General features: G+C 39.1%; 13 protein-coding genes and 1 pseudogene. 10 read left to right on the forward strand and 4 right to left on the reverse strand.

What is annotated here, in order from left to right:
• Nucleotides 1-226: 226 nt before the first annotated feature.
• The 6 genes from nagK to ACU696_RS02655 all read left to right on the forward strand — a co-directional run bounded on the left by nagK (nt 227) and on the right by ACU696_RS02655 (nt 12,718).
• A complete protein-coding gene (gene nagK / locus ACU696_RS02630) occupies nt 227-1,138 on the forward strand; it encodes an N-acetylglucosamine kinase (RefSeq protein WP_115166296.1) in 912 nt (303 codons plus the stop codon).
• Nucleotides 1,139-1,527: 389 nt separating this feature from the next.
• Nucleotides 1,528-2,166: an OB-fold-containig protein gene (locus ACU696_RS02635; RefSeq protein WP_115166297.1), complete on the forward strand. Its 639-nt coding sequence runs from the start codon at nt 1,528-1,530 to the stop codon at nt 2,164-2,166.
• A gap of 75 nt (nt 2,167-2,241) precedes the next feature.
• Entirely contained in the window at nt 2,242-4,443 is a 2,202-nt protein-coding gene (locus tag ACU696_RS02640; RefSeq protein ID WP_115166298.1) for a flotillin family protein, read from the forward strand.
• 81 nt (nt 4,444-4,524) lie between these two features.
• Nucleotides 4,525-9,462, forward strand: coding sequence for a DNA repair ATPase (locus ACU696_RS02645; protein ID WP_209102469.1), 4,938 nt, complete (start codon nt 4,525-4,527; stop codon nt 9,460-9,462).
• Nucleotides 9,462-10,037 carry a rhomboid family intramembrane serine protease gene (locus ACU696_RS02650; protein ID WP_115166299.1) on the forward strand — a complete coding sequence of 192 codons (576 nt, stop codon included), beginning with the start codon at nt 9,462-9,464 and terminating at the stop codon, nt 10,035-10,037. Before ACU696_RS02645 ends, ACU696_RS02650 begins: the two co-directional genes overlap by 1 nt.
• 167 nt (nt 10,038-10,204) lie before the next feature.
• A complete protein-coding gene (locus ACU696_RS02655) occupies nt 10,205-12,718 on the forward strand; it encodes a penicillin G acylase (RefSeq protein ID WP_209102466.1) in 2,514 nt (837 codons plus the stop codon).
• 37 nt (nt 12,719-12,755) lie between these two features.
• On the opposite strand, the gene ACU696_RS02660 is transcribed toward ACU696_RS02655, so the two are convergent.
• Nucleotides 12,756-13,418 (reverse strand): helix-turn-helix transcriptional regulator, encoded by a 663-nt coding sequence (locus tag ACU696_RS02660; protein WP_115166301.1) that lies wholly within the window; start codon nt 13,416-13,418, stop codon nt 12,756-12,758.
• A 74-nt stretch (nt 13,419-13,492) separates the two neighbouring features.
• Between ACU696_RS02660 and ACU696_RS02665 the strand changes: the two genes are divergently transcribed.
• On the forward strand, nt 13,493-14,902 hold the full coding sequence (locus ACU696_RS02665; RefSeq protein WP_209102463.1) for an MFS transporter: 1,410 nt from the start codon (nt 13,493-13,495) through the stop codon (nt 14,900-14,902).
• A gap of 208 nt (nt 14,903-15,110) precedes the next feature.
• Here ACU696_RS02665 and ACU696_RS02670 read toward each other — a convergent pair whose 3' ends face one another.
• Nucleotides 15,111-16,607 carry an MFS transporter gene (locus ACU696_RS02670; protein ID WP_447343032.1) on the reverse strand — a complete coding sequence of 499 codons (1,497 nt, stop codon included), beginning with the start codon at nt 16,605-16,607 and terminating at the stop codon, nt 15,111-15,113.
• A 95-nt stretch (nt 16,608-16,702) separates the two neighbouring features.
• On the opposite strand from ACU696_RS02670, the gene ACU696_RS02675 reads away from it, so the two are divergent.
• Nucleotides 16,703-17,242 carry a TetR/AcrR family transcriptional regulator gene (locus tag ACU696_RS02675; RefSeq protein WP_115166302.1) on the forward strand — a complete coding sequence of 180 codons (540 nt, stop codon included), beginning with the start codon at nt 16,703-16,705 and terminating at the stop codon, nt 17,240-17,242.
• 77 nt (nt 17,243-17,319) lie between these two features.
• On the forward strand, nt 17,320-17,871 hold the full coding sequence (locus ACU696_RS02680; protein WP_115166303.1) for a hypothetical protein: 552 nt from the start codon (nt 17,320-17,322) through the stop codon (nt 17,869-17,871).
• A 265-nt stretch (nt 17,872-18,136) separates the two neighbouring features.
• Here the strand turns inward: ACU696_RS02680 and ACU696_RS02685 are convergent, their stop codons facing one another.
• Complete coding sequence (locus ACU696_RS02685) at nt 18,137-19,303, reverse strand: hypothetical protein (RefSeq protein WP_209102459.1); 1,167 nt, start codon at nt 19,301-19,303, stop codon at nt 18,137-18,139.
• A gap of 616 nt (nt 19,304-19,919) precedes the next feature.
• Between ACU696_RS02685 and ACU696_RS02690 the strand changes: the two genes are divergently transcribed.
• Nucleotides 19,920-20,159 carry a BrxA family protein gene (locus ACU696_RS02690; protein WP_001353740.1) on the forward strand — a complete coding sequence of 80 codons (240 nt, stop codon included), beginning with the start codon at nt 19,920-19,922 and terminating at the stop codon, nt 20,157-20,159.
• A 187-nt stretch (nt 20,160-20,346) separates the two neighbouring features.
• On the opposite strand, the pseudogene intI2 reads toward ACU696_RS02690, so the two are convergent.
• A pseudogene (intI2, locus tag ACU696_RS02695) lies at nt 20,347-21,324 on the reverse strand (class 2 integron integrase IntI2).
• Between the last annotated feature and the right edge of the window lie 314 nt (nt 21,325-21,638).

The following is a 21,638-nucleotide window of genomic DNA, read 5'->3' on the forward strand; positions in this document are numbered from 1 at the left end:
TTTCTTACTTTGTTTTATCAGGAGAAAATCAATAACTTATTTGACTTTCCTCCAAACATTGCATGTTTGTCAGCTGTCTGTAGCTAGCTTCATGTGAATATAAAAATAAATATTAAATCAATAATTCTTTCATCAAATAACTTTTGTATAATCAGGTTAATTAGCACTTTCATTTATTATTTATCATATAGATACATGATACATAAATAACTAAAGGATGATGAAAATGTATTACGGCTTTGACATGGGTGGGACAAAAATTGAACTTGCCGTCTTTGACAACGAACTAAATCAGGTCTGGCAAAAACGTGTCCCCACACCTAAAGATGATTACCAAACGCTCTTAAATACGTTTCTCGAACTCACACTGGAAGCAGATGAAAAATTTAACTGCCAAGGAAAAGTGGGTGTTGGTGTTCCTGGTATCGTAAACCACGCTGAAGGAACCGTTTTTACAACCAATGTCCCTACCGCTCAATATAAGCCTTTAATTCATGATCTTGCTAATATATTACAGCGCCCAGTAAAAGTGGAAAATGATGCCAATTGCTTTGCATTATCAGAAGCTTGGGATCCTGATTTCAAACGCTATCCAACTGTACTTGGCTTAATTTTAGGTACCGGTGTAGGCGGTGGGTTCATTATCAATGGTAAAGTTTTATCCGGTAAAAATGGAATTGCAGGGGAAATAGGCCACATGAACCTCAGTGTTCGTGGAGCAAAATTGTTAGGGGAAAAAGTTCCTGAAATAACTTGCGGCTGTGGCCAAACTGCTTGCTTTGAAACCTACCTATCAGGCCCAGGTTTTGAGCGTATTTATTCCTCATTCACCAATGAAAAACGTTCAGCTATCGAAATTATCGAGCAATATAAACAAGGCGATATCCAAGCAAAAGAACATGTTAACCGCTATATGTCATTACTTGCGATGTTTATGGGGCAAATTGTCACTGTTTTTGACCCCGATTTAGTGGTGATTGGCGGAGGATTATCGCAGTTTGAAGAGATCTATAAACAACTACCAGGAGTGCTTCCACAATATCTTTATGGCATTGCGACATTACCTGCAATCGAAAAAGCACGTTATGGTGACTCTGGAGGCGCAAGAGGTGCCGCATTCCTCAACTTAATAGACTAATCTTACTTTTTTGCGCTTCATAACGGTTTTCATCCATGAAGCGCGAATTTATCACTTTAATCTTATTTATTTTCCCCATTTTGTACTTTAAACACGCTTATTATAGTTGAGAATGATTATCATCAACTTAGTTATTAATGGTAAAATCCTATCTCATTAATGGCTTACTATTATTGATAACACTTTAGGAATAACTTCATCAAATAAAACTGGATAAACAACCAGTACTATAAGAGACTTCAAAAAATTAAAAGTGCTTATAGACTAGTCTGATACTGCTATTAATTAAAAAATATATTATTAAGCTAAATTATTTTATGGTGATAAATTAAACAAACGTTACTTTTCGCGTAAGCTCAATAATGCATTAATAATAAAGAGAAAACTCTATGAGTTTGTTTTTCCATAACAGTTTGATGTTCCCGACAATTATCTTTAGTGGCTTACTAATCATTGTTTTATTTTATTGGTTATGTGCCGCTTTTGGCTTATTGGATATCGACGTATTTAATCTTGATACCGAATTTGATGCTGGTATTGATGCAGCTGGTTTTGCTGGCTGGTTAACCAAGCTTGGCTTAGCCGGAATCCCTGTCACCATTATTGTCACACTATTTACTCTTTTTGGTTGGATAATCAGTTATTTCAGCGTACATGTCTTCATTCGCTTCATTGATACTGATTTATTACGCTATCTCGTCAGCTTCGCCGTTTTTGCGATCACCCTATTTATCTCTCTTCATTTAACCGCTTTGTGCTTAAAACCTGTGCGCAAAAAATTGGTGAGTCTCAATAAACCCAAAACAGTACAACAGCTTATTGGTAAATACGCTACTGTACGTTCGGGAACAGTAAGTGAACAAAATGGTGAGGCGCTATTAGAAGATGGTGGAGCTGGGTTAATTTTACAAATACGCGCCCCATCCTCCGAACAGTTAAAACGCGGTGATCATGTTGTCATCATTAGCTATGACGCAGCATCGCACAGTTATCAAGTTGTCAGTGAAAATGAATTTCGCCACGGATAACTTCTCTTTTTAAAAATAAATATCTTGCTTGCATAATCGAAATGACGTCATCGTCAGAACCAATGGAGAATCAATATGGACTTGGCTGCACTAATGCCCTTTTTAACAATTATCGGGGGGATCATCCTAGTTATTTTAGGGTTCTTTGGGTTATTCAAAGCCTTCTATATCAAAGTTCCACAAGGTACTGCTTTGATTGTCAATGACATGTCATCACAACCTAAAGTGCATTTTACAGGGGCATTAGTTTACCCTGTCATCTACAAAAAAGAATTCATGCGCATTTCATTGTTAACACTTGAAGTTGACCGTCGAGGTAAAGATGGCTTGATTTGCCACGATAACTTACGTGCTGATATCACAGTTGCTTTCTATTTGCGTGTAAACGAAACGACGGAAGATGTCCTAAAAGTTGCAAAAGCTATCGGTGTTGACCGTGCATCAGACCATCAAGCAGTCAGTGCTTTATTCAGCGCAAAATTCTCTGAAGCCTTAAAAACAGTAGGTAAGCAACTGGATTTAGCTACCTTATTTGAAAACCGACAAGATTTCCGTGATCGCATTGTTGATGTGATAGGAAAAGATCTTAACGGCTATGCTCTTGAAGATGTGGCGATTGATTACCTAGAACAAACACCAAAATCAGCGTTAGACCCAAACAATATCTTTGACTCCGAAGGTATTCGTAAAATTACTGAAATCACTGCGATTCACAATATTGAAACTAACCAAAAAGAACGTGACCAAGAACTGGCTATTCAAAAGAAAAATGTTGAAACTCGCGAAGCAAGTTTGGCCCTAGAGCGCCAACAAGCCGATGCCGAAGCGCGTCAAAAACGTGAAATTGATAATATTCGTGCGCGTGAACAAGCTGAAACTTTACGTGTTCAAGAAGAAGAACGTCTAAAATCAGAACAAGCTCGTATCCAAACTCAGCAAGAAATTGAAATTCGTGAAGAAAACCGCATGCGCGAAGTTGAAGTCGCCCAACAAAACCGTACTCGTGCAGTCGCCATCGAAGAAGAACGAGTGAGCCGCGCACGTGAGCTCGAAATTGTTGCCCGTGAAAGAGAAGTTGAATTACAGCGTATAGAAAAAGAAAAAGCTCTCGAAGAAGAACGTAAAAATATCTCCAATGTTATACGTGAACGTGTAGCCGTTGAAAAAACCGTGGCACAAGAAGAAGAACGAATCAAAGAAGTTCGTGAAATATCTGAAGCTGAACGCATGCGCCAAGTCACCGTGATTAACGCACAAGCAGAAGCCGAAGAATCATTAGTTCGCCAAGTGAAAAAAGCCGAAGCGGATGAGGCCAGCGCTAAGCACCGTGCAGAAGAAATAAGCACCATGGCACAAGCAGAGTTAGAAGCATCGGCAAAACAAGCCGAAGCCAAAAAACGCTTAGCTGAAGGAGTAGAAGCCGAACACGCGGCATTAGGTTTAGCAGAAGCTCGAGTTCGCCAAGCAACCGCAGAGGCAGAAGAAAAAGAAGGGCTTGTTCTTGCCAATATTACGGCTGAGAAACTGTTAGCAGAAGCTCGTGGGCTGAAAGAAAAAGGCTTAACGGAAGCTCAAGTAATGGAAGCCAAAGCCAAAGCAGAACAACAACAAGGGTTTGCTGAAGCAAAAATCCTTGAAGAGAAATTAGCCGCCCAAGCTCGCGGTGAAGAACAACAAGCAAATGCCAAAGAAAAACTAGGCTTGGCTGATGCGAAAGTACTGGAAGAAAAACTGGCAGCACAAGCTCGAGGGGAAGGCCAATTAGGTTCGGCACAAGCAGAGGTTATCCGCCAACGCCTGAAAGCTGAAGCCGATGGTTTAACTGACAAATTTAAATCAATGGATCACCTCAGTGATACCGCTCGTTCTCACGAAGAGTTCCGCATGCGCCTTGAGAAAGAGTTCGAACAAGCCATGGCCTCTATCGACGCTAATAAAGAAATTGCCCGAGAGCAAGCTGATGTATTGGCTGCAGCACTTAGCAAAACTAATATTGAAATTGTGGGCGGCGATGGCAGCTTCTTCAATACTTTCTCTAAAGCACTAAGCCTCGGCAAAGCCGTTGATGGTTTTATGGGTAAAAGTAGTTTTGCAAAAGAAAATGTAGAAAAACTCATTAATCGTAGCAAAGAAGACAAAAAAGTTGATATTGCCGCATTATTGAAAAACCCTGAAGTTCAAGATCTTATAAACGGTTTTATGGCAGCTAAAGGGGCTAATCAGCCAGCAAAAACTGTCATATCAAAACCGATTCCACCAACGGATGACCAACTGTAAACCTTTGGTACATTGGGGTAGTGAACCTACCCCTCATTGTTTTCCATTTTTATTGTCTTAGTTAAGGGAATTCGCTGCGCAATGTCAGATATTCAGGATACGGATCGCGAACAAGAAATACTCGATAGTGCCGTTGCAGAAGGTGGTGCTTATGAAATATTACGCAAACGCCTGACCGACCAAGGGCAACAACTTCATCAAAAAGCTGCACAACTCAATGAAATGCGGTTAGATGAATTCGGCCAAAGCCAAATGGATATTATTGGTCGCATTCGCATTCGTACTGAAAATAATTGCCAAGCAAGGGATATTGTCCGCGTAGGTAAATGGCTTTTATTTGGCTATAATGTCTTCCTCGGCCTGAAAAAAGAGACACACCTCGAAGATGTGTTTTCACTATATCGGTTAATTGAAAACGACGATGAATTTGATGTTGAAGCTGTCCCTTATGAAGGTACCTTCTTAAGCGATAATCGCTTTGTTCAAGATTTCACTGAACTCTATACCTACTATAAGAACACACAGTTACTGCAACTTGTTGAACGGGACGGCAAACTTCTTGTTAGTTTTCAAATTGGCGATCGCATCACGGACGTGCGAGTTTTTCGCTGGTCAATCTCCAGTGACAAACGCAAAATTGAGTATATTGATAACCGGGGTGAACGCGATATAGCCCTCCCACCAGCCTATGACTTTGAATGGCAAAAAACCACACGAGAAGACACAGTTAACGGTCGATACCCTCACATCAATATTCTTGACACTGTATTCATTGAAACTATCGACGGTGATCTAACCATAAAGTGTGAAAATAATACTGAAGATGGTTTAGGGATTTACCGAGAAGCGGTTCTTGATAAAAACCAATCACTAGACGACGCGCAAATTGAATATGCACAAACCGGCAGTTTAATTATCCTAAAAGTATTACCTTATCGGGAAGAAACTTGGCGTTACTTAGTTTACAACACGCTATCTCAATCAGTACAACGCATTGATGCCATCGGGCAAGCTTGTGTCCAGTTACCAGAAGACCACGGCATTATTTTTCCTGGCGGCTATTACTTACAAAATGGTGACTATAAAACGTTTGAGCAACCTATGGATGGAATGCGTTTTCGCCGTTTGCGCCGCTCTCCGAATGGGGAAGATGTTCTATATGTTTTTTATTCACCAAATCAAGGGCGCATAGCTCTATTCAATTATAATTTAATTGAACGAACACTTTCAATTCCACTCATTGGCCATGGTTACGCCATGCTTGAAGATGGAAAAATGGTACTATTTGAAGGTGAAGGGGAAGAAGCGACTCGCGTTCACTCTATGCAAGTTTGGCAAACCCCGTTTTACTCAGAAGAATTTGCCGATCAACAGCCGACTCGTAGCGGTTTTTTAGGACGTATAGGCAATGCAGACTTAGTTCGTGGTATTTCTGAAATATTACATGTTTCCAAAGAAATAGAAGGCAGCCAAATTTCTATCGCTCGCTACGAACAACTCAGCCAACAAGCAAAAAATTTACTGGATATTTATTACTGGTTTGGTGATGAGCAATGCCTTGGTATTGGCAAATTACTCAAAGAAATCACCCAAACCAGTGAACTGGTTCTTGATGAATATGAAAAGGTCGAAAGCATACGGCAGCAGTCTGCCAAATCAATGAATGAGGCCATTAGCCGCCAAAAATCACTGATTTCACTTACGTTGCCTGAAAGCTGGGCCGATATTCAACAATTTGTTGATGGCTTAAATGCCCTAAGTGCTCAACGCGGGCACTTGATTTCACTACGTGAATTTCGCTATATGGATTTAAAAAAGCTTAGCGAAATGGAAGCTGAAATAGAGAAAAATCAACAATATGTTTCACAAGAAACCGCTATTTTCCTTGCTAGTGATAAAGCTTTACATCCCTTTAAAACACAGTTATCTGTTTTCGAAGAACAAATAGAAAAAGCCCAAAATAGTGCCCAGCTAGACATTCCCATGAAAGATATGGAAAAAATGTCTTCTGACTTAGATATGCTTTCAAACCTAATGGCTTCACTGAGTTTCAATGATGTCACACAACAAACTCACATTATTGATGCTATTTCGCAAATCTATGCTCAACTAAACCAATCCCGAGCCCGCTTACAACAAAAACGAAAATCACAAAGCAGTGTGGAGACTGTCGCACAATTTGGTGCACAATTCCGGCTGTTTAGCCAAGGCATTACCAATGCACTGTCTCTTGCCACTGACCCTGAACGTTGTGATGATCAGCTATCAAGATTACTCGTTCAGTTAGAGGAGCTCGAAAGCCAATTTAGCAGTCATGATGAATTTCTTGATGATATCTTGGCTAAGCGGGAAGAATTACTCGAAACCTTTGAATCTCATAAACAAGTTCTTATTGATGATCGCCAACAACGTGCACAAAATTTAGTCACAGCAGCCGATCGTCTACTAGATAGCCTGCAACGACGAACAACTCGTTTACAGTCTCAAGACGAACTCAATGCCTTCTTTGCTTCCGACCCTCTCGCAATTAAAACGCGTGAAATAATTGAAAAATTAAGGGAAATTAACGATAACGTTAAAGCTGATGATATTGATGCACGACTCAAATCCTCTCGGGACCAAGCTATTCGAGTTTTACGCGATAAAACAGATATTTTTGAAGATGGTGGGAATGTCATTAAACTCGGACGTCACCGGTTCAGTGTCAATACCCAAGAGCTGGACCTCACCATTTTACCGAAAAATGAACAACTATGGCTTTATCTCACAGGGACAGATTTCCAAGAACCAATAGAAAATGAACGACTATCACAGCTCAAACCCTATTGGAGCGCCTCATTAGAATCTGAATCTGATACAGTTTACCGCGCTGAATACCTTGCTTATTCAATTATCTATGCTGCAACAAAACGCCAAGAAGGGCTAGATTTTGACATACTAAAAAACGCGTTAGCATCAACGGAAAAACTTGAAAAGATTGTCCGTGATTTTGCAAATCCACGCTATAAAGAAGGTTATGAAAAAGGTATTCATGACCACGATGCCGTTGCTTTACTGAAAAAACTAATACCAATCGGTGAAGGTGCAGATTTATTACGGTATAGCCCAACAGCTCGTGCTATCGCAGCGATTTATTGGCGGCAAGTTCAAAACGACGATTTTCCTGCACTATGGCCTGAACGAGCAAGAACAGCCATGAATATTCACCAGTTATTCCATAATGACAATGCATTACTTGACCTACAAGCCGAAATTGAAGCTGGAATTAGCTTGTTTTTACAAGATAACCCCATTCAATGTCAAACCTATGAGCAAACTCAAGCTGCTGAATACCTTAGCTTTGCACTAGCAAGAACCCCGATAGAACTCGTCTATAGCAAATACGCGAGGGAGTTAGTTTTAGCACTCCAAAGCCGCTTAGAAGAAGCTCATATGTGGGTTGATTTTAATCGCTCACAACAAAATTTAGGGACTCGTTACGCCCAGCGCTGGTCATTAGTTCAAAACTGGTTACAAGGGCTGTGCTCGACCCCTGAATTTGCACATCTTGTTCCATACATACCGGGTGCTATTGCCATTATTATCTTAGATAAAGTAGCTTCAGCACGCTTTAGTGAAGTTGATCTTTACTTTAAAGTTAACGGGTTACTTGGTGAACACCCGACTATTGAAAACCAAACTCTATCATTGAGCTTAGATAACTACTTCAGTCGGATGCGCGGACAACGGAAACGTTTTATTCCTGAATTTCGTCAATATCAATCCCTGCGCCAACAGATTGTTACTGAAGAGCGTAGCCGTTTAAAACTGCATGAATATAAAGCAAAACCATTAAGTTCTTTTGTGCGTAACAAGCTGATAAACGATGTCTATTTACCTATCATTGGCGATAATATGGCAAAACAAATTGGCGCTTTAGGGGAAGGTAAACGCACAGATCTCATGGGGCTGCTATTAATGATTTCACCTCCCGGATACGGTAAAACCACCTTAATGGAATATGCCGCTGATCGTTTAGGGCTCATTTTTATGAAGGTCAATGGTCCTGCACTTGGCCATGATGTACTCTCTCTTGACCCTGAACAAGCACCTAATGCAACAGCAAGACAAGAGTTAGAAAAACTCAATCTAGCCTTAGAAATGGGTAATAATGTCATGTTATACATCGATGATATTCAGCACACCCACCCTGAGTTTTTGCAAAAATTTATATCCTTATGTGATGGAACAAGGCGAATTGAAGGCGTTTGGAAAGGCAAAACCAAAACGTATGACATGCGGGGTAAAAAATTCTGCGTCGTGATGGCGGGTAACCCCTATACCGAGTCAGGGGAAGTTTTCCGAATTCCTGACATGCTTGCAAACCGCGCCGATATTTATAACCTTGGTGAAGTATTAGGCGGTATGGATGAAGCATTTGCTCTGAGCTATATCGAAAACAGCCTGACATCAAACCCAGTATTAGCCCCTCTTGCATTACGAGACCTGAACGACCTGTACTTATTTGTCGATAAATCAATGGGGAAATCTGTCTCTACCAACACTTTAAGTTACCCATATTCTGACGCAGAAATTAATGAAATTACTTCGGTAATCAGTAAATTAATCAAACTACGGAATGTTGTATTGAAAGTAAATCAACACTATATCGCCAGTGCTGCGCAATCCGATAAATACCGAACAGAACCTGCATTTCGCTTGCAAGGTAGCTACCGTAATATGAATAAACTCAGCGAAAAAGTCTCTTCTGTTATGAATGATGATGAACTGGAAAGGGTACTGGATGACCATTACCTTGGAGAAGCACAACTTTTAACGACTGGCGCAGAAGAAAACTTATTAAAACTTGCAGAGTTACGTGGCACGTTAACAGAAAAAGACGCAGCACGTTGGCAACAAATTAAGAAAGACTTTATGCGTAATAAGGCTCTTGGCGGTGATAATGCAGATATTGGTGATCGCGTTGTGGGGCAATTGGCCTCATTAGTCGAAAGTGTTCAAGCGCTTGGTAACCCCTAATGAACTATTTACAAGGGCATCCTCGCATTAAACTATTAGTCTGTATTGTTGCAATTTTTATTATTGCTCAACTAATTAACAGTTTAACCGCGGGGGGACTCATTCAATTTGGTCTCATTCCTCGCACTGAATGGGGGTTATTAGGTATCTTCTTTGCCCCATTTATCCATGGCAGTTGGCAGCATTTAATCAGTAACTTACCCCCATTTATCATCTTAAGTGCGCTATTACTGCATCGCACCATAAAAGCTTACGTATTGGCATCACTGTTTATCATCGTTGCTGGGGGTTTAGCTGTTTGGTTATTTGGCCGAAATGCAGTTCATATTGGTGCCAGTGGCTGGGTTTTTGGGTTATGGGGCTTACTCATCGCCCAAGGTTTTTTCCGTCGAAACTGGGTTGATATAGCTATCGCGTTATTAGTGCTATTCTATTTTGGCACAATGGCCAGCGGCTTGTTACCTACTCACTTATACATCTCAACAGAGTCACATATAGCCGGGGCTATTGCTGGAGTTATCTATGCATGGCTAAGTCATCATTACCATAAAAAAAACAGCAATCACTCACCTTAAAATAGTATCCAATACAGTTATGACACATTTTTTGTAATTTATTTAAATTTATGTATCCTTTTCTTTGATCGTGATTCACATATTAACAATTAACCATAAATTAACCATTTATTAACAACATAATAATGCTAGTCTCAAAAAAATAATAACAACATGAGACTCAATAAATGAAAAAACACCTCATCTCTACCGCTATTGTTTTAAGTTTAAGTTCACTACCACTCTCATCATTTTCTCAGTCAATTCAAATTAAAATTGAACGAGATAACTATGGTGTTCCTCACATCTATGCGAATGATACTTATAGCCTTTTCTATGGATATGGCTATGCTGTGGCACAAGACCGATTATTCCAAATGGAAATGGCTAAACGCAGTACCCAAGGAACAGTTTCCGAAGTATTAGGTAAAGATTACATTTCTTTTGATAAAGAAATCAGAAATAACTATTGGCCTGATTCCATCCACCAACAAATCACACAACTGTCCCCTCAAGAACAAGATATTTTGCAGGGTTATGCGGATGGCATGAATGCATGGATTAAACAAATCAATGCTAAACCAGATGACTTAATGCCTAAACAGTTCATTGATTATGGTTTTTTACCATCCCAATGGACGAGTTTTGATGTTGCGATGATCATGGTCGGTACAATGGCAAACCGCTTTTCAGATATGAATAGTGAAATTGATAATCTAGCATTACTCACTGCGCTTAAAGATAAGTATGGTGAACAAATGGGAGTGGCGTTTTTTAACCAAATTAATTGGCTTAATAACCCCAACGCACCGACAACAATCTCATCAGAAGAATTCACCTATTCAAATTCACAAAAAACAAAAAATATAGCGCAATTGAATCAAATTAGTGATTACCGACTTACTGCTCCCATGTTTGAACGCACGGCAAAAGATGCAACAGGAAAATTAATAGCGCTTTCTTCCCAGGAAAATAATGCGTTAATCGCTAAACAATATGAACAAAGCGGTGCTAATGGCCTCGCAGGGTACCCAACCACCAGTAATGTTTGGCTTGTTGGAAAAACAAAAGCGTCTGGTGCAAAAGCCATTTTACTTAATGGCCCACAGTTTGGTTGGTTTAACCCTGCCTATACATACGGTATAGGGTTACATGGAGCCGGGTTTAATATTGTTGGAAATACACCGTTTGCTTATCCCGCTATTTTATTCGGTCATAATGGGCAAATTTCTTGGGGCTCTACAGCGGGTTTTGGTGACGGCGTTGATATTTTTGCAGAACAAATTTCACCTGAAGATCCAAATAGCTACTTCCACCAAGGGCAGTGGAAACAAATGCTATCGCGCCAAGAGACATTATATGTGAAAGGTGAAAAACCCATTACTTTTAAAGTATACCGCACTGTGCATGGTAATGTGGTCAAGCGTGATAATACCACTCACACCGCATACAGCAAAGCTCGCGCATGGGATGGCAAAGAGCTTACATCCTTAATGGCTTGGGTAAAACAAGGACAGGCGCAAAACTGGCAGCAATGGCTAGACCAAGCACAAAACCAAGCACTGACGATTAATTGGTATTATGCGGATAAAGACGGAAATATTGGTTATGTACATACCGGGCACTACCCTGAACGCCAAACTAACCATGACCCCCGTTTACCCGTATCAGGTACGGGAGAATGGGACTGGAAAGGGATGCAACCCTTTGCAAATAATCCTAAAGTTTATAATCCCAAATCCGGTTACATCGCTAACTGGAATAACTCCCCAGCTAAAAATTACCCCGCTAGCGACTTATTTGCCTTCTTATGGGGAAGTACAGATAGAGTGACAGAAATCGATAACCGCATTGAAGCCTATGATAAATTAACAGCTGATGATATGTGGACGATTTTACAGCAAACTAGCCGTGTCGACCTCAATCATCGCTTATTTACCCCATTTTTAGCTCAAGCGACACAAGGTTTTCCGTCAAATGACAATACCGTCAAATTAGTCTCCTTGCTCCAACAGTGGGATGGTATAAACCAGTTATCAGGTGATGGAAAACACTATGTTCATCCAGGGTCTGCAATCCTCGATATTTGGTTAAAAGAAATGCTTAAAGCCACTCTAGGCCAAACGATCCCCGCACCATTTGATAAATGGTATCTAGCAAGTGGTTATGAAACGACACAAGAAGGCCCTACAGGGTCTTTAAATATCAGTACAGGCGCAAAATTACTGTATGAATCTCTCTTAGAAGATAAATCGCCAATACCCCAGCCTATCGATTTATTTTCAGGACAATCGCGGAATGATGTAATTAGAAAAGCACTGAATGCGACCTACCAAAAAATGAGAAAAAAATACGGTGATAACCCAGCTAATTGGCAAACACCCGCCACAGCATTAACCTTCCGTGAAAATAATTTCTTTGGTGTGCCACAAGCCTTACCTCAAGAAAATTTCCATCAAAATGAATACCATAATCGGGGAACTGAAAACGACCTAATTGTGTTTACCGAAAAAGGGGTGAGTGCATGGGACATTGTTGCTCCAGGGCAAAGTGGCTTTATTTCCCCACAAGGAAAACCTTCACCTCACTACCAAGACCAACTCTCTTTATACCAGCAGTTTGGTAAGAAACCGTTATGGCTTGATAACGAAGAGCTAGCACCACATATAGAGTCAACTGAAACATTGATGATTGAGAGATAATACTATTACTAAACTAAATACCAAGGTATCTTGGTATTTAGTTATTAACCTTTACACGATAGACACAACGCCCTGCGCCATTTAATAAGTACTGTTCACGCTCAATGCTAGCGTCATCACCCACAATATCACTGAACAACGCCAATTCCGAACGACAAAAATTTTGGCAAGCAGTGGCTGCGGCACAAATTGGACAATGGTTTTCGATAAACAACCAACTGTCATCATCTTGTTCAACCTTCGCCATATACCCTTCTTCGCTACGCACTTCAGCCAACGCCTCAAGCCGCTCAGCTAACGGTAAATTTTTACAACGCGCAAAATATTTTTCTCGGCTTTCCGCTTCCCTTTGGATAATCAGCTTCTCTAGTCCTTCATCACCAAAAATAGTACGAACAGAATCAATCAATTGAAGAGCAAGTTGCGCGTGAGTATCCGGAAAACGTTGATGCCCTAACTCTGTTAATACCCAATTTTGCCGAGGGCGCCCAGCCCCTGTTTGCGATAAGCACTGCTCCCCCTCAACTAACCCCAACGAAGTCAGTTTTTGAATGTGTTGCCTTGCTGCTTCCCCTGTCATATTTAAATCATTTGCGATCACTGCGGTAGAAATAGGCCCTTTTGTTTTGATACAAAAAAGAACCTTATCCACGGCCTGTGTTAGATTTAGATTATCAAAGTAATTACTTGCATTAATCATTATGCGACTCTATTATCCAAGCTGTTACTTGGATAATACCTCTTTTTCCACCATTCCGTCTAGCGGGTCTCTCTATGAGCAATGAAACATCAACCGTACCTCAAGCCAAGTGGGCTGATTTACTCAGTGGCGCCAACGCATTACTCACTATTGCCTTAACTGGCGGTGTGGCACTACATGCTATCAATATTTATATCGTAACAACCATATTGCCCAGTGTCGTTAACGATATTGGCGGCCTTGAATATTACGCATGGAATACCACTTTATTTGTGGCAACATCTATTGTCGGCTCTGCCCTTTCTAGTAAAGTATTAGACAGTTTTGGGCCTAAATTTTCTTATTTATTCGCGCTTATTCTATTTTCTTTAGGGTCTATTTGGTGCGCAGCTTCCCCATCAATGTTGGTATTACTAGGCGGGAGGGCATTACAAGGACTTGGTGGCGGTATTTTATTTGCTCTTAGCTATGCATTAATTCGCATTGTTTTTACTGAAAACTTATGGTCTCGAGCCATGGGTGTTGTTTCAGGTATGTGGGGAATAGCAACACTCTGTGGCCCTGCAATTGGTGGTATTTTTGCTGAAAGTGGCCACTGGCGTTGGGCGTTTTGGGCTTTACTTCCTGTCGCGGTTTTTCTAGCGCTCATTGTCATCAATCAACTCCCTAAAAAACAAACTCAAGCACCAAAACCCAGTAAAATTCCATTCTTAGCGATTTCTCTGTTAGTGATATCCGTTCTTGCTATCTCAATTGGAAGTTTGTCCGATAGTTTATTCATGAACCTTATTGGTTTGTTAATTGGCCTAGCCATACTGCTGACAATTGCCTTATTCGATGGTAAAAATGACAAACGTTTATTACCAACAGGAGCCTATTCACTCAAGAATCCCCTTGGCGTCATATTTTTAACCATGTGTTTGTTAGTTGGTGGCATGACAACCGAAATTTATGTCCCTTATTTCTTACAAACCATCCATTTGTTTTCTCCGCTCACAGCCGGTTATTTAACTGCAATAATGGCAGCGGGTTGGACCATTGGGGCACTCTTTAGCGCCAATAGAACAGGGGCTATTGTTATCCGAATTATTCGAACAGGCCCGGTCATCATATTTATTTCTTTAATTGTACTTGCTGTTCTAACGCATAATCAACAGCTTATCGAATCATGGCCATTATTCATTATTTATCTCATCGCCATGGCTGGGGTTGGTCTAGGAATTGGCGTGTGTTGGCCTCATCTCGTACTACGTGTTTTTAAGAATGCGCCAGAGGGTGAGGAAAATCTCGCATCATCTTCAATTATTACCATTCAATTGTATGCAACCGCGCTATCTGCCGCCTTAGTAGGAGTCGTCGTCAATAATAGCGGGTTAATTAGCCCTGGAGGGATCGCGGGAGCACAGCAAGCTTCAATCTGGTTATTTGCTCTATTTGCAATTAGCCCATTACTCGCAACCGTATTAATCCGCAAAATAAGATAAAAAGAGTACAAGGGAGCAAAAGCTCCCTTCAGACTGCTGACAAACATATTATGTTTAGCAGCAAGTCTAATCGGTTTTGAAAATAAACTAGGAAAATCAATTTATTGATTTTCGGCTGATAACACAAAGTGGGAAAAACCACGCTTTTATCCCGCTTTGTCAACAACCTCAAGGGAGCAAAAGCTCCCTTGAGGTCAAATCACCTAGTTTAGTTCGTTAATGCCTTTTTAGAGCGTAAAAAATAAGGCAGAACAATAATACTGATCAGCAAGACAAAAATAGTTGCCACCATCACCCCTAAGAAAGCATGATCAAAGGCAATATTGGCCTGATTTATCAACGCAGATGCATTATTTGCTGGTAGTGACTCAGAAACTAATAAGGCCTCATCAATACTATCATAAACTTTATCACTGACTGTTAAGCCTTCAGGTAATGAGAGTTTCAAAGTATAAATTGCACTCATTAGTCCCCCCATAAAGGTTACACCTAAGACACTACCAATTTCATAAGCAATTTCTTCAATTGAAGCTGCCATACCTGCTTTTTCATCAGGGGCATTTAACATCACTGTCGTTGACGCCGTCGTGAATATCGCACCCAGGCCAAAACCAATAAGAAAGAGGAATGAAAGTAACAGAATACCTGTCGAGGTTTGGTACACCATCGTTAAACCAACGACACCAATTAACGTACAAGTAAACCCGAAAACAGTGAGTTTTATCTCACCAAATTTATGAAGGTACATACCTGCCAATGGTGCAGCTATCACTGAAGCCAATGGAATTGGAATGATATATAAAGCCGCTTCAAATGGCGTATAACCCAAAACCAGCTGTAAACGTTGGCTTAGTAATAATTGAACACCAACGATAACCACGATAGATAACACAGCCATTATCAGCCCTGCATTGAATTTAGGATGCTTTAATAGCGTAAAATCAATCATTGGGGATATTGATTTAACTTGTCGATTTCTAAATACCACCAAAAAGAAAACACCAATAACGCCTGAAGCCCATACCGCAGGCCAGTCTGTATAAGGTTTTCCGAGCTCCTTCAACGCATAAATAACGCCAATTAAGCCAATTAAGACTAAAATAGAACCGAAAATGTCGATTTTTTTGTCGCTGTTACCACCACACTTAGGGATCAAGTAACACGCAAACGGAATAACCAATAAAACGACTGGAACATTAATTAAAAAAACAGAGCCCCACCAAAAGTGGTTAAGTAAGATACCGCCGATCAAAGGGCCAATTGCCGCACCACCAGATGCAACCGCAGACCATATTCCAATAGCTAATGCCCTTTCTTTTGGGTCTAAAAAAACATGCCTGACAATAGCAAGGGTGGTAGGCATACTTACCGCTGCACCAACAGCTAAAAAGCCACGAGACAAAATCAAACTTGTTGCTGTTGGTGAAAAAGCAGCACACAACGAGGCTAAACCAAATAACGGTAGCCCCAATAAAAACATTTGCTTGTGACCGACTTTATCACTTAGCATCCCTGCAGCAGGTAATAACCCAGCGACCACCAGTGGGTAAGCATTCATTATCCACAGTTTTTCAGATGACGTAGCGCCTAAATCATGGGTTAATTTAGGTAACGCGGTATACAGTACAGTGACATCAATAACGATAAGAAACAGTACACTTGAAACTAATAGAAGCACTATCCAGCGCTTATAATCGGTTAACATAAAATTCTCTCAATGAGTTTATTTGATCATGATTTTTGTGCTGATCGTGCTACAATATAAATCCATACGTACGTATTGTAAAGAGGTTTTTCTAAATGGGACGTCAACGAACAATCGATAGAGAAAAATTACTTGATGCCGCTGAAGATATTGTTCTACAACAAGGTGCTACCGCTCTCACTATCGATGCAGTTGCCAAAGCGATGGGGATCTCCAAAGGCGGTGTTCAGTACTGTTTTGGCAATAAAGATGCCTTAATTGATGCGATGTTTGAGCGTTGGGGTCAGTCTTATGATGAAGTTTTTAATCAAGTGACTCTGCAAGATAACTCTCCTGAAGGGCAAATTTTTGCTCATATGCAAGCTACCCACCAGCACGATAAAGTCGCCATGGCAAAAGGAGCCGCCTTAATGGCATCCTTATTACAAACCCCTGAATACCTGGAAAGTACACGTACTTGGTATCGTGAACGCCTTGCGAGACTTGATACTTCAACAGAAAAAGGCAAACAAGCAAGAATTGTTTTTCTAGCAACTGAAGGCGCTTTTATGCTGCGCTATATGGGGTTCATGGAAATTAATGATAATGAATGGCAATCTATATTTAGTGATTTGGAAAATTTATTAAAGGGTTAGCCTTAGTCTCTTTTTTTGATATAGATAATGACTCCACTCCAATAAAATAATTATAAACCAAATGGAGATCATTAAAAATGAACATAGATAGATTAAAATATTTTATAGAAATAAATAATAACAATAGTATTATTAATAATAAAAAATCATTCAGCTACAATATAAAAGAAAAACCCATCAACACTAACTGTGTCTCTTTATTAAAGATGAAATTTGAAAAGATAGATACAAACACAAAAAATTTAAAAAATACACACACAAATAAAGCACAAAACCTCATAAAAAAAGAATCATTAGAATACGATATTAGCGCATTTAAAAATGATTTAATGAAAAAAAACCTTTATTTTATTTATAGTTCACCAAACTCAAAAAAAATAGAGTTAATACACAATCATAATGAAAACAAAATAAATAGTGAAAATGCAATTTTTATCAATATGTTTGATTTATTAAAAAATGAACCGGATGGTTCCATATATAAAATAAATAATTATATCATCAAAATAACCAATAAAAACAAAAAACTAACAATAAATGATAATCGATTTACTCACAACATCACTTTAAAAAATGGGAAAGACATATTAATAGAAAGATATAATAAAAAAAGTAAATTTTCATTTTAATAAAGAATAACCCGGCAAAAACAGATTGTCGGGTTATTCTTACCATCAGTATATTACGGATTTATTTCCCAATACATTTATATATTTAATTTAAATAACAAACACTAAAAATAATAATTAAGGTGGATTTAAGAAGAAATAATAATACTTAATTTTATCATTCTTGGTGCTGATATTATTTTAAAATTATCTAGTATGAAAAATGTGTTTTACTTTCCTATGCAGCAAGATTAGGTGATTGAATCATTAAGACATAAAATCAGTTTTAATGATTCAAGAAAATCCCCTTATCATCGTCAGTTATAATTTGTTTTAACGATTTATGAATACCGCCATCATCTGTTTGCAAGATAAATACAAATAAAACCTGACAAAGTACCGATTGAGGGCAATGACGAGGCCGATATTTTGAATAGGGAGACCATCCATTAGCTAGATACCTTTCATGAATTCGCTTCATTGCATCAACAACAGAGTTCGCAGCTTGCCCTTTGTTTATTTTAGTCGATTTTTTTTGGTGATACACAAAAGCATCAGTAACCGTTTTAGATATAATATAGAAAACTTGCCCAACAGATAAGTTTTCTAATAAATAGGTGATGTTTTTTGTTGTTTTTTCACCAATCAGAAAAGATGTAAAATTATATTCATCCATTTCATAATTTAAATAAAAAAAACACTCAAATAGATTGTTTTTCTTGCATAACTCAATTAGTGATTTTTTATTTTCTTGTAAGTAATAGATATTGGCTAATTTTAGCTCTAGTAGATCAATAATCGTAGATAAACTATTAGTTTCTTTAAAAATAACTTCCCAGCACATAAATATATTATTAAAATAAATATAATCTTCACTAACACTTATATACTTTAAATTAGTAACTGAACTTACTGCAATCACACCTGCAGTATAAAGCTGTTCTATGATTAACAGGTCAAACTTATAATTCGGTGTTAATTTTTTATACCTTTGATTATCCAGGCTATCTAAATACATTAGATTTTCATCAGCACAACACCGTATAAGTGCAAGTAAAAAAACACTATTTTCAAAAGAAAGATCATTGATACTTAAAGCATTTTCTTTTTTAAAAAAGAATAGATTATCAATATATTCAATTTTTTCTTGCCTTTCTTTTTCATTCTCTATACGAATACAATCAACACAAATATGTTCAAAATTACTTAATTGTGAAAAATGGCTTCTATCTCGTAAAAATTCTATTTCACCACATGACACACATTTTAATTTTAAAAAATAAGCTTTGCAGCTTTTAGCCACAATAGCTTTTATTTCTTTAGATTTTAATTGTGTTTTTTCTTCTATCTTAATCATTGAATATGAAAATCGGCCATTTTCTTCAAGCTGCCAATATAGTTGGCATACAAATTCATATTCCTTATCAATAATATCAATAAATATAATTTCCATATGTTTATTTCCTTGTTTTTTATTATGTTATATTAAAAAAAACAAAAAATAGAAATTATATTTTGACAAAAAAATAAAAAGGCTCATTACGGTTAAATAATGAGCCCTGTGGGCGGACAAAATAGTTGGGAACTGGGAGGGGTGGAAATGGAGTTTTTAAGGATTATTTAGGGAAGAGTGACAAAATAGATGGGAACTGGGTGTAGCGTCGTAAGCTAATACGAAAATTAAAAATGACAAAATAGTTTGGAACTAGATTTCACTTATCTGGTTAACTAATCTAGCTAACCTGCCGCTCAGCTTAGTACGATCCTATATCCAACTGATCATAATCCTTTCATCAGTATCCCAAATTAAATCCCCCTCCTAGACTGCCTCACCAACACTTTACAGTGATCCCGTATTTCCGGACAGGTGATTGATTTTTTTCGCTTGTACAGGTGTTAAGCCACAGTTATCTTGATGTGGACATTATGCATTGTAATAGCCCATTAACATGCGCTAAGAGCATAAATTAATATACAGTAACAAGCATTACGAGGTGCTAATGTTTGGAAAGCAGCCTCTTCCAACTACAATAATAAGTTAACTATCCTCCACCCACAAATAATTACAAATGACCCCTTTCCGCTATAACTCCGATCTCACCAGCGGCTCGCTACAAACCCGAGAGTGTCGCATTATTACTGGCTTGTTACTCCAAGAGCTTGATGAAGCTGCCTGGGATAAAGCCATGTATAAGGAAAATGTGCTTCAGAAACGCACGCAATCTACGGTAAGACGTATTTCTTCAGCGCTTAGAAAACGCCTAGAACACCTAAGCTCTGACTTTTGGGCTTTTGCGTTTTTATGTTAGGCATTGTCTGGCAACTGGAGGAAGTGTAATGACCATGAATGGTCACTGTGATTGACAGTATCTTGCTTAAACTTATCTGAACAATGGTAGAACTGGCTCATATTTATCCCCTCTATGATTGTTTATCTTTTTCACCATAAAAAGTATCAGGGGCTACTCAGGGCTACATAAAGATATTTATCTACTTTTACTGATTGATAAGTAGCATCAGTCCATCCGCAGGACTGGTGGTGCCGGCAAAATGCTGACCCAACACATGCGTATAGATTTGCGTGGTCTTAACATCGTTATGCCCTAAGAGTTCTTGCACAGTGCGAATATCACGCCCCGCTTGTAATAGATGCGTAGCAAACGAGTGACGAAATGTATGACAAGTGACACGCTTGCTAACGATGCCTGCTTTTTGTACGGCTGCCTTCAATGCCTTTCGCGCAACGGAGTCATGCAGATGATGGCGGCATAATTTGCCGTTATACGGGTGGTTGCAGAGCGTGCTGGAGGGAAAGACAAACATCCACGCCGCTTGTCGATAAGCAGAAGGGTATTTGTGATCTAAAGCAAAAGGCAGCGATGGCCCTACGCCTTGTAAGTTGTCGTCTTGCTGAATAAGCCGCGCTTGCTCAATGAGTTATTTTATTGCTGGGATTAGGCGCGTGGGCAGTAGGCTGTTTCTGCTTTTCCCACCCTTACCGTCATGCACAGTGATGCAGCCATTATCAAAATCAAAATCTTTAACCCGCAAACGCAAGCATTCATTAATGCGCAAACCTGCACCATACAGCAGCGTAAAAATAACTTGGTTGCGAGTATCCATAACCTGCAAAATGCGTTGCACTTCATTTGCAGAGATAACAGAGGGTAGCCGTCTAGGCTTGCTTGCAGGGATATAATCAATATCGCCCAACGGCTGTTGTAAAAACCTGTTGTACAAAAAAGCTAGGGCATTTAAAGCGATTTTCTGCGTGTTTATGGCTACATGTCTGCTGTTTGCTAAGCTGGATAAAAACAGCCTGACCTCTTCACTGCCCATGGTCTGAGGATGACGTTTTTTGTGAAACAGAATAAAACGCTTAATCCAGTGCAGGTAAGTTTTTTCAGTTTTCAGCGCATAACCTTTTTGTCGCATATCCGTGCGTATAGAATTTAAAAATGGACTGTTAGACATAAAACGCTCCTTGTCTTGCAACTGTCTGCCTATACAGCCTATTCTAGCTGGGATTTAAAAAAGTGCCTGTTTTTTACGCCTAGAGATGCTTGTTTACCGGTAGAGTTTTAATTTAATGCTAAATAAATTAAAATGTTATGAGTTCTTTGGGTGAGATAATGTGCATCGTGCAAGCAGGATAGACGGCATGCACGATTTGTAATAACAGAGTGTCTTGTATTTTTAAAGAAAGTCTATTTAATACAAGTGATTATATTAATTAACGGTAAGCATCAGCGGGTGACAAAACGAGCATGCTTACTAATAAAATGTTA

It is taken from the genome of Providencia sp. PROV_01 (assembly GCF_053098325.1).

Bases quoted from the DNA above. Each gene is read 5' to 3' on its own strand.
- nagK (WP_115166296.1), top strand. From the start codon at position 227: ATGTATTACGGCTTTGACATGGGTGGGACAAAAATTGAACTTGCCGTC.
- ACU696_RS02635 (WP_115166297.1), top strand. From the start codon at position 1,528: ATGAGTTTGTTTTTCCATAACAGTTTGATGTTCCCGACAATTATCTTT.
- ACU696_RS02640 (WP_115166298.1), top strand. From the start codon at position 2,242: ATGGACTTGGCTGCACTAATGCCCTTTTTAACAATTATCGGGGGGATC.
- ACU696_RS02645 (WP_209102469.1), top strand. From the start codon at position 4,525: ATGTCAGATATTCAGGATACGGATCGCGAACAAGAAATACTCGATAGT.
- ACU696_RS02650 (WP_115166299.1), top strand. From the start codon at position 9,462: ATGAACTATTTACAAGGGCATCCTCGCATTAAACTATTAGTCTGTATT.
- ACU696_RS02655 (WP_209102466.1), top strand. From the start codon at position 10,205: ATGAAAAAACACCTCATCTCTACCGCTATTGTTTTAAGTTTAAGTTCA.
- ACU696_RS02660 (WP_115166301.1), bottom strand. From the start codon at position 13,418: ATGATTAATGCAAGTAATTACTTTGATAATCTAAATCTAACACAGGCC.
- ACU696_RS02665 (WP_209102463.1), top strand. From the start codon at position 13,493: ATGAGCAATGAAACATCAACCGTACCTCAAGCCAAGTGGGCTGATTTA.
- ACU696_RS02670 (WP_447343032.1), bottom strand. From the start codon at position 16,607: ATGTTAACCGATTATAAGCGCTGGATAGTGCTTCTATTAGTTTCAAGT.
- ACU696_RS02675 (WP_115166302.1), top strand. From the start codon at position 16,703: ATGGGACGTCAACGAACAATCGATAGAGAAAAATTACTTGATGCCGCT.
- ACU696_RS02680 (WP_115166303.1), top strand. From the start codon at position 17,320: ATGAACATAGATAGATTAAAATATTTTATAGAAATAAATAATAACAAT.
- ACU696_RS02685 (WP_209102459.1), bottom strand. From the start codon at position 19,303: ATGGAAATTATATTTATTGATATTATTGATAAGGAATATGAATTTGTA.
- ACU696_RS02690 (WP_001353740.1), top strand. From the start codon at position 19,920: ATGACCCCTTTCCGCTATAACTCCGATCTCACCAGCGGCTCGCTACAA.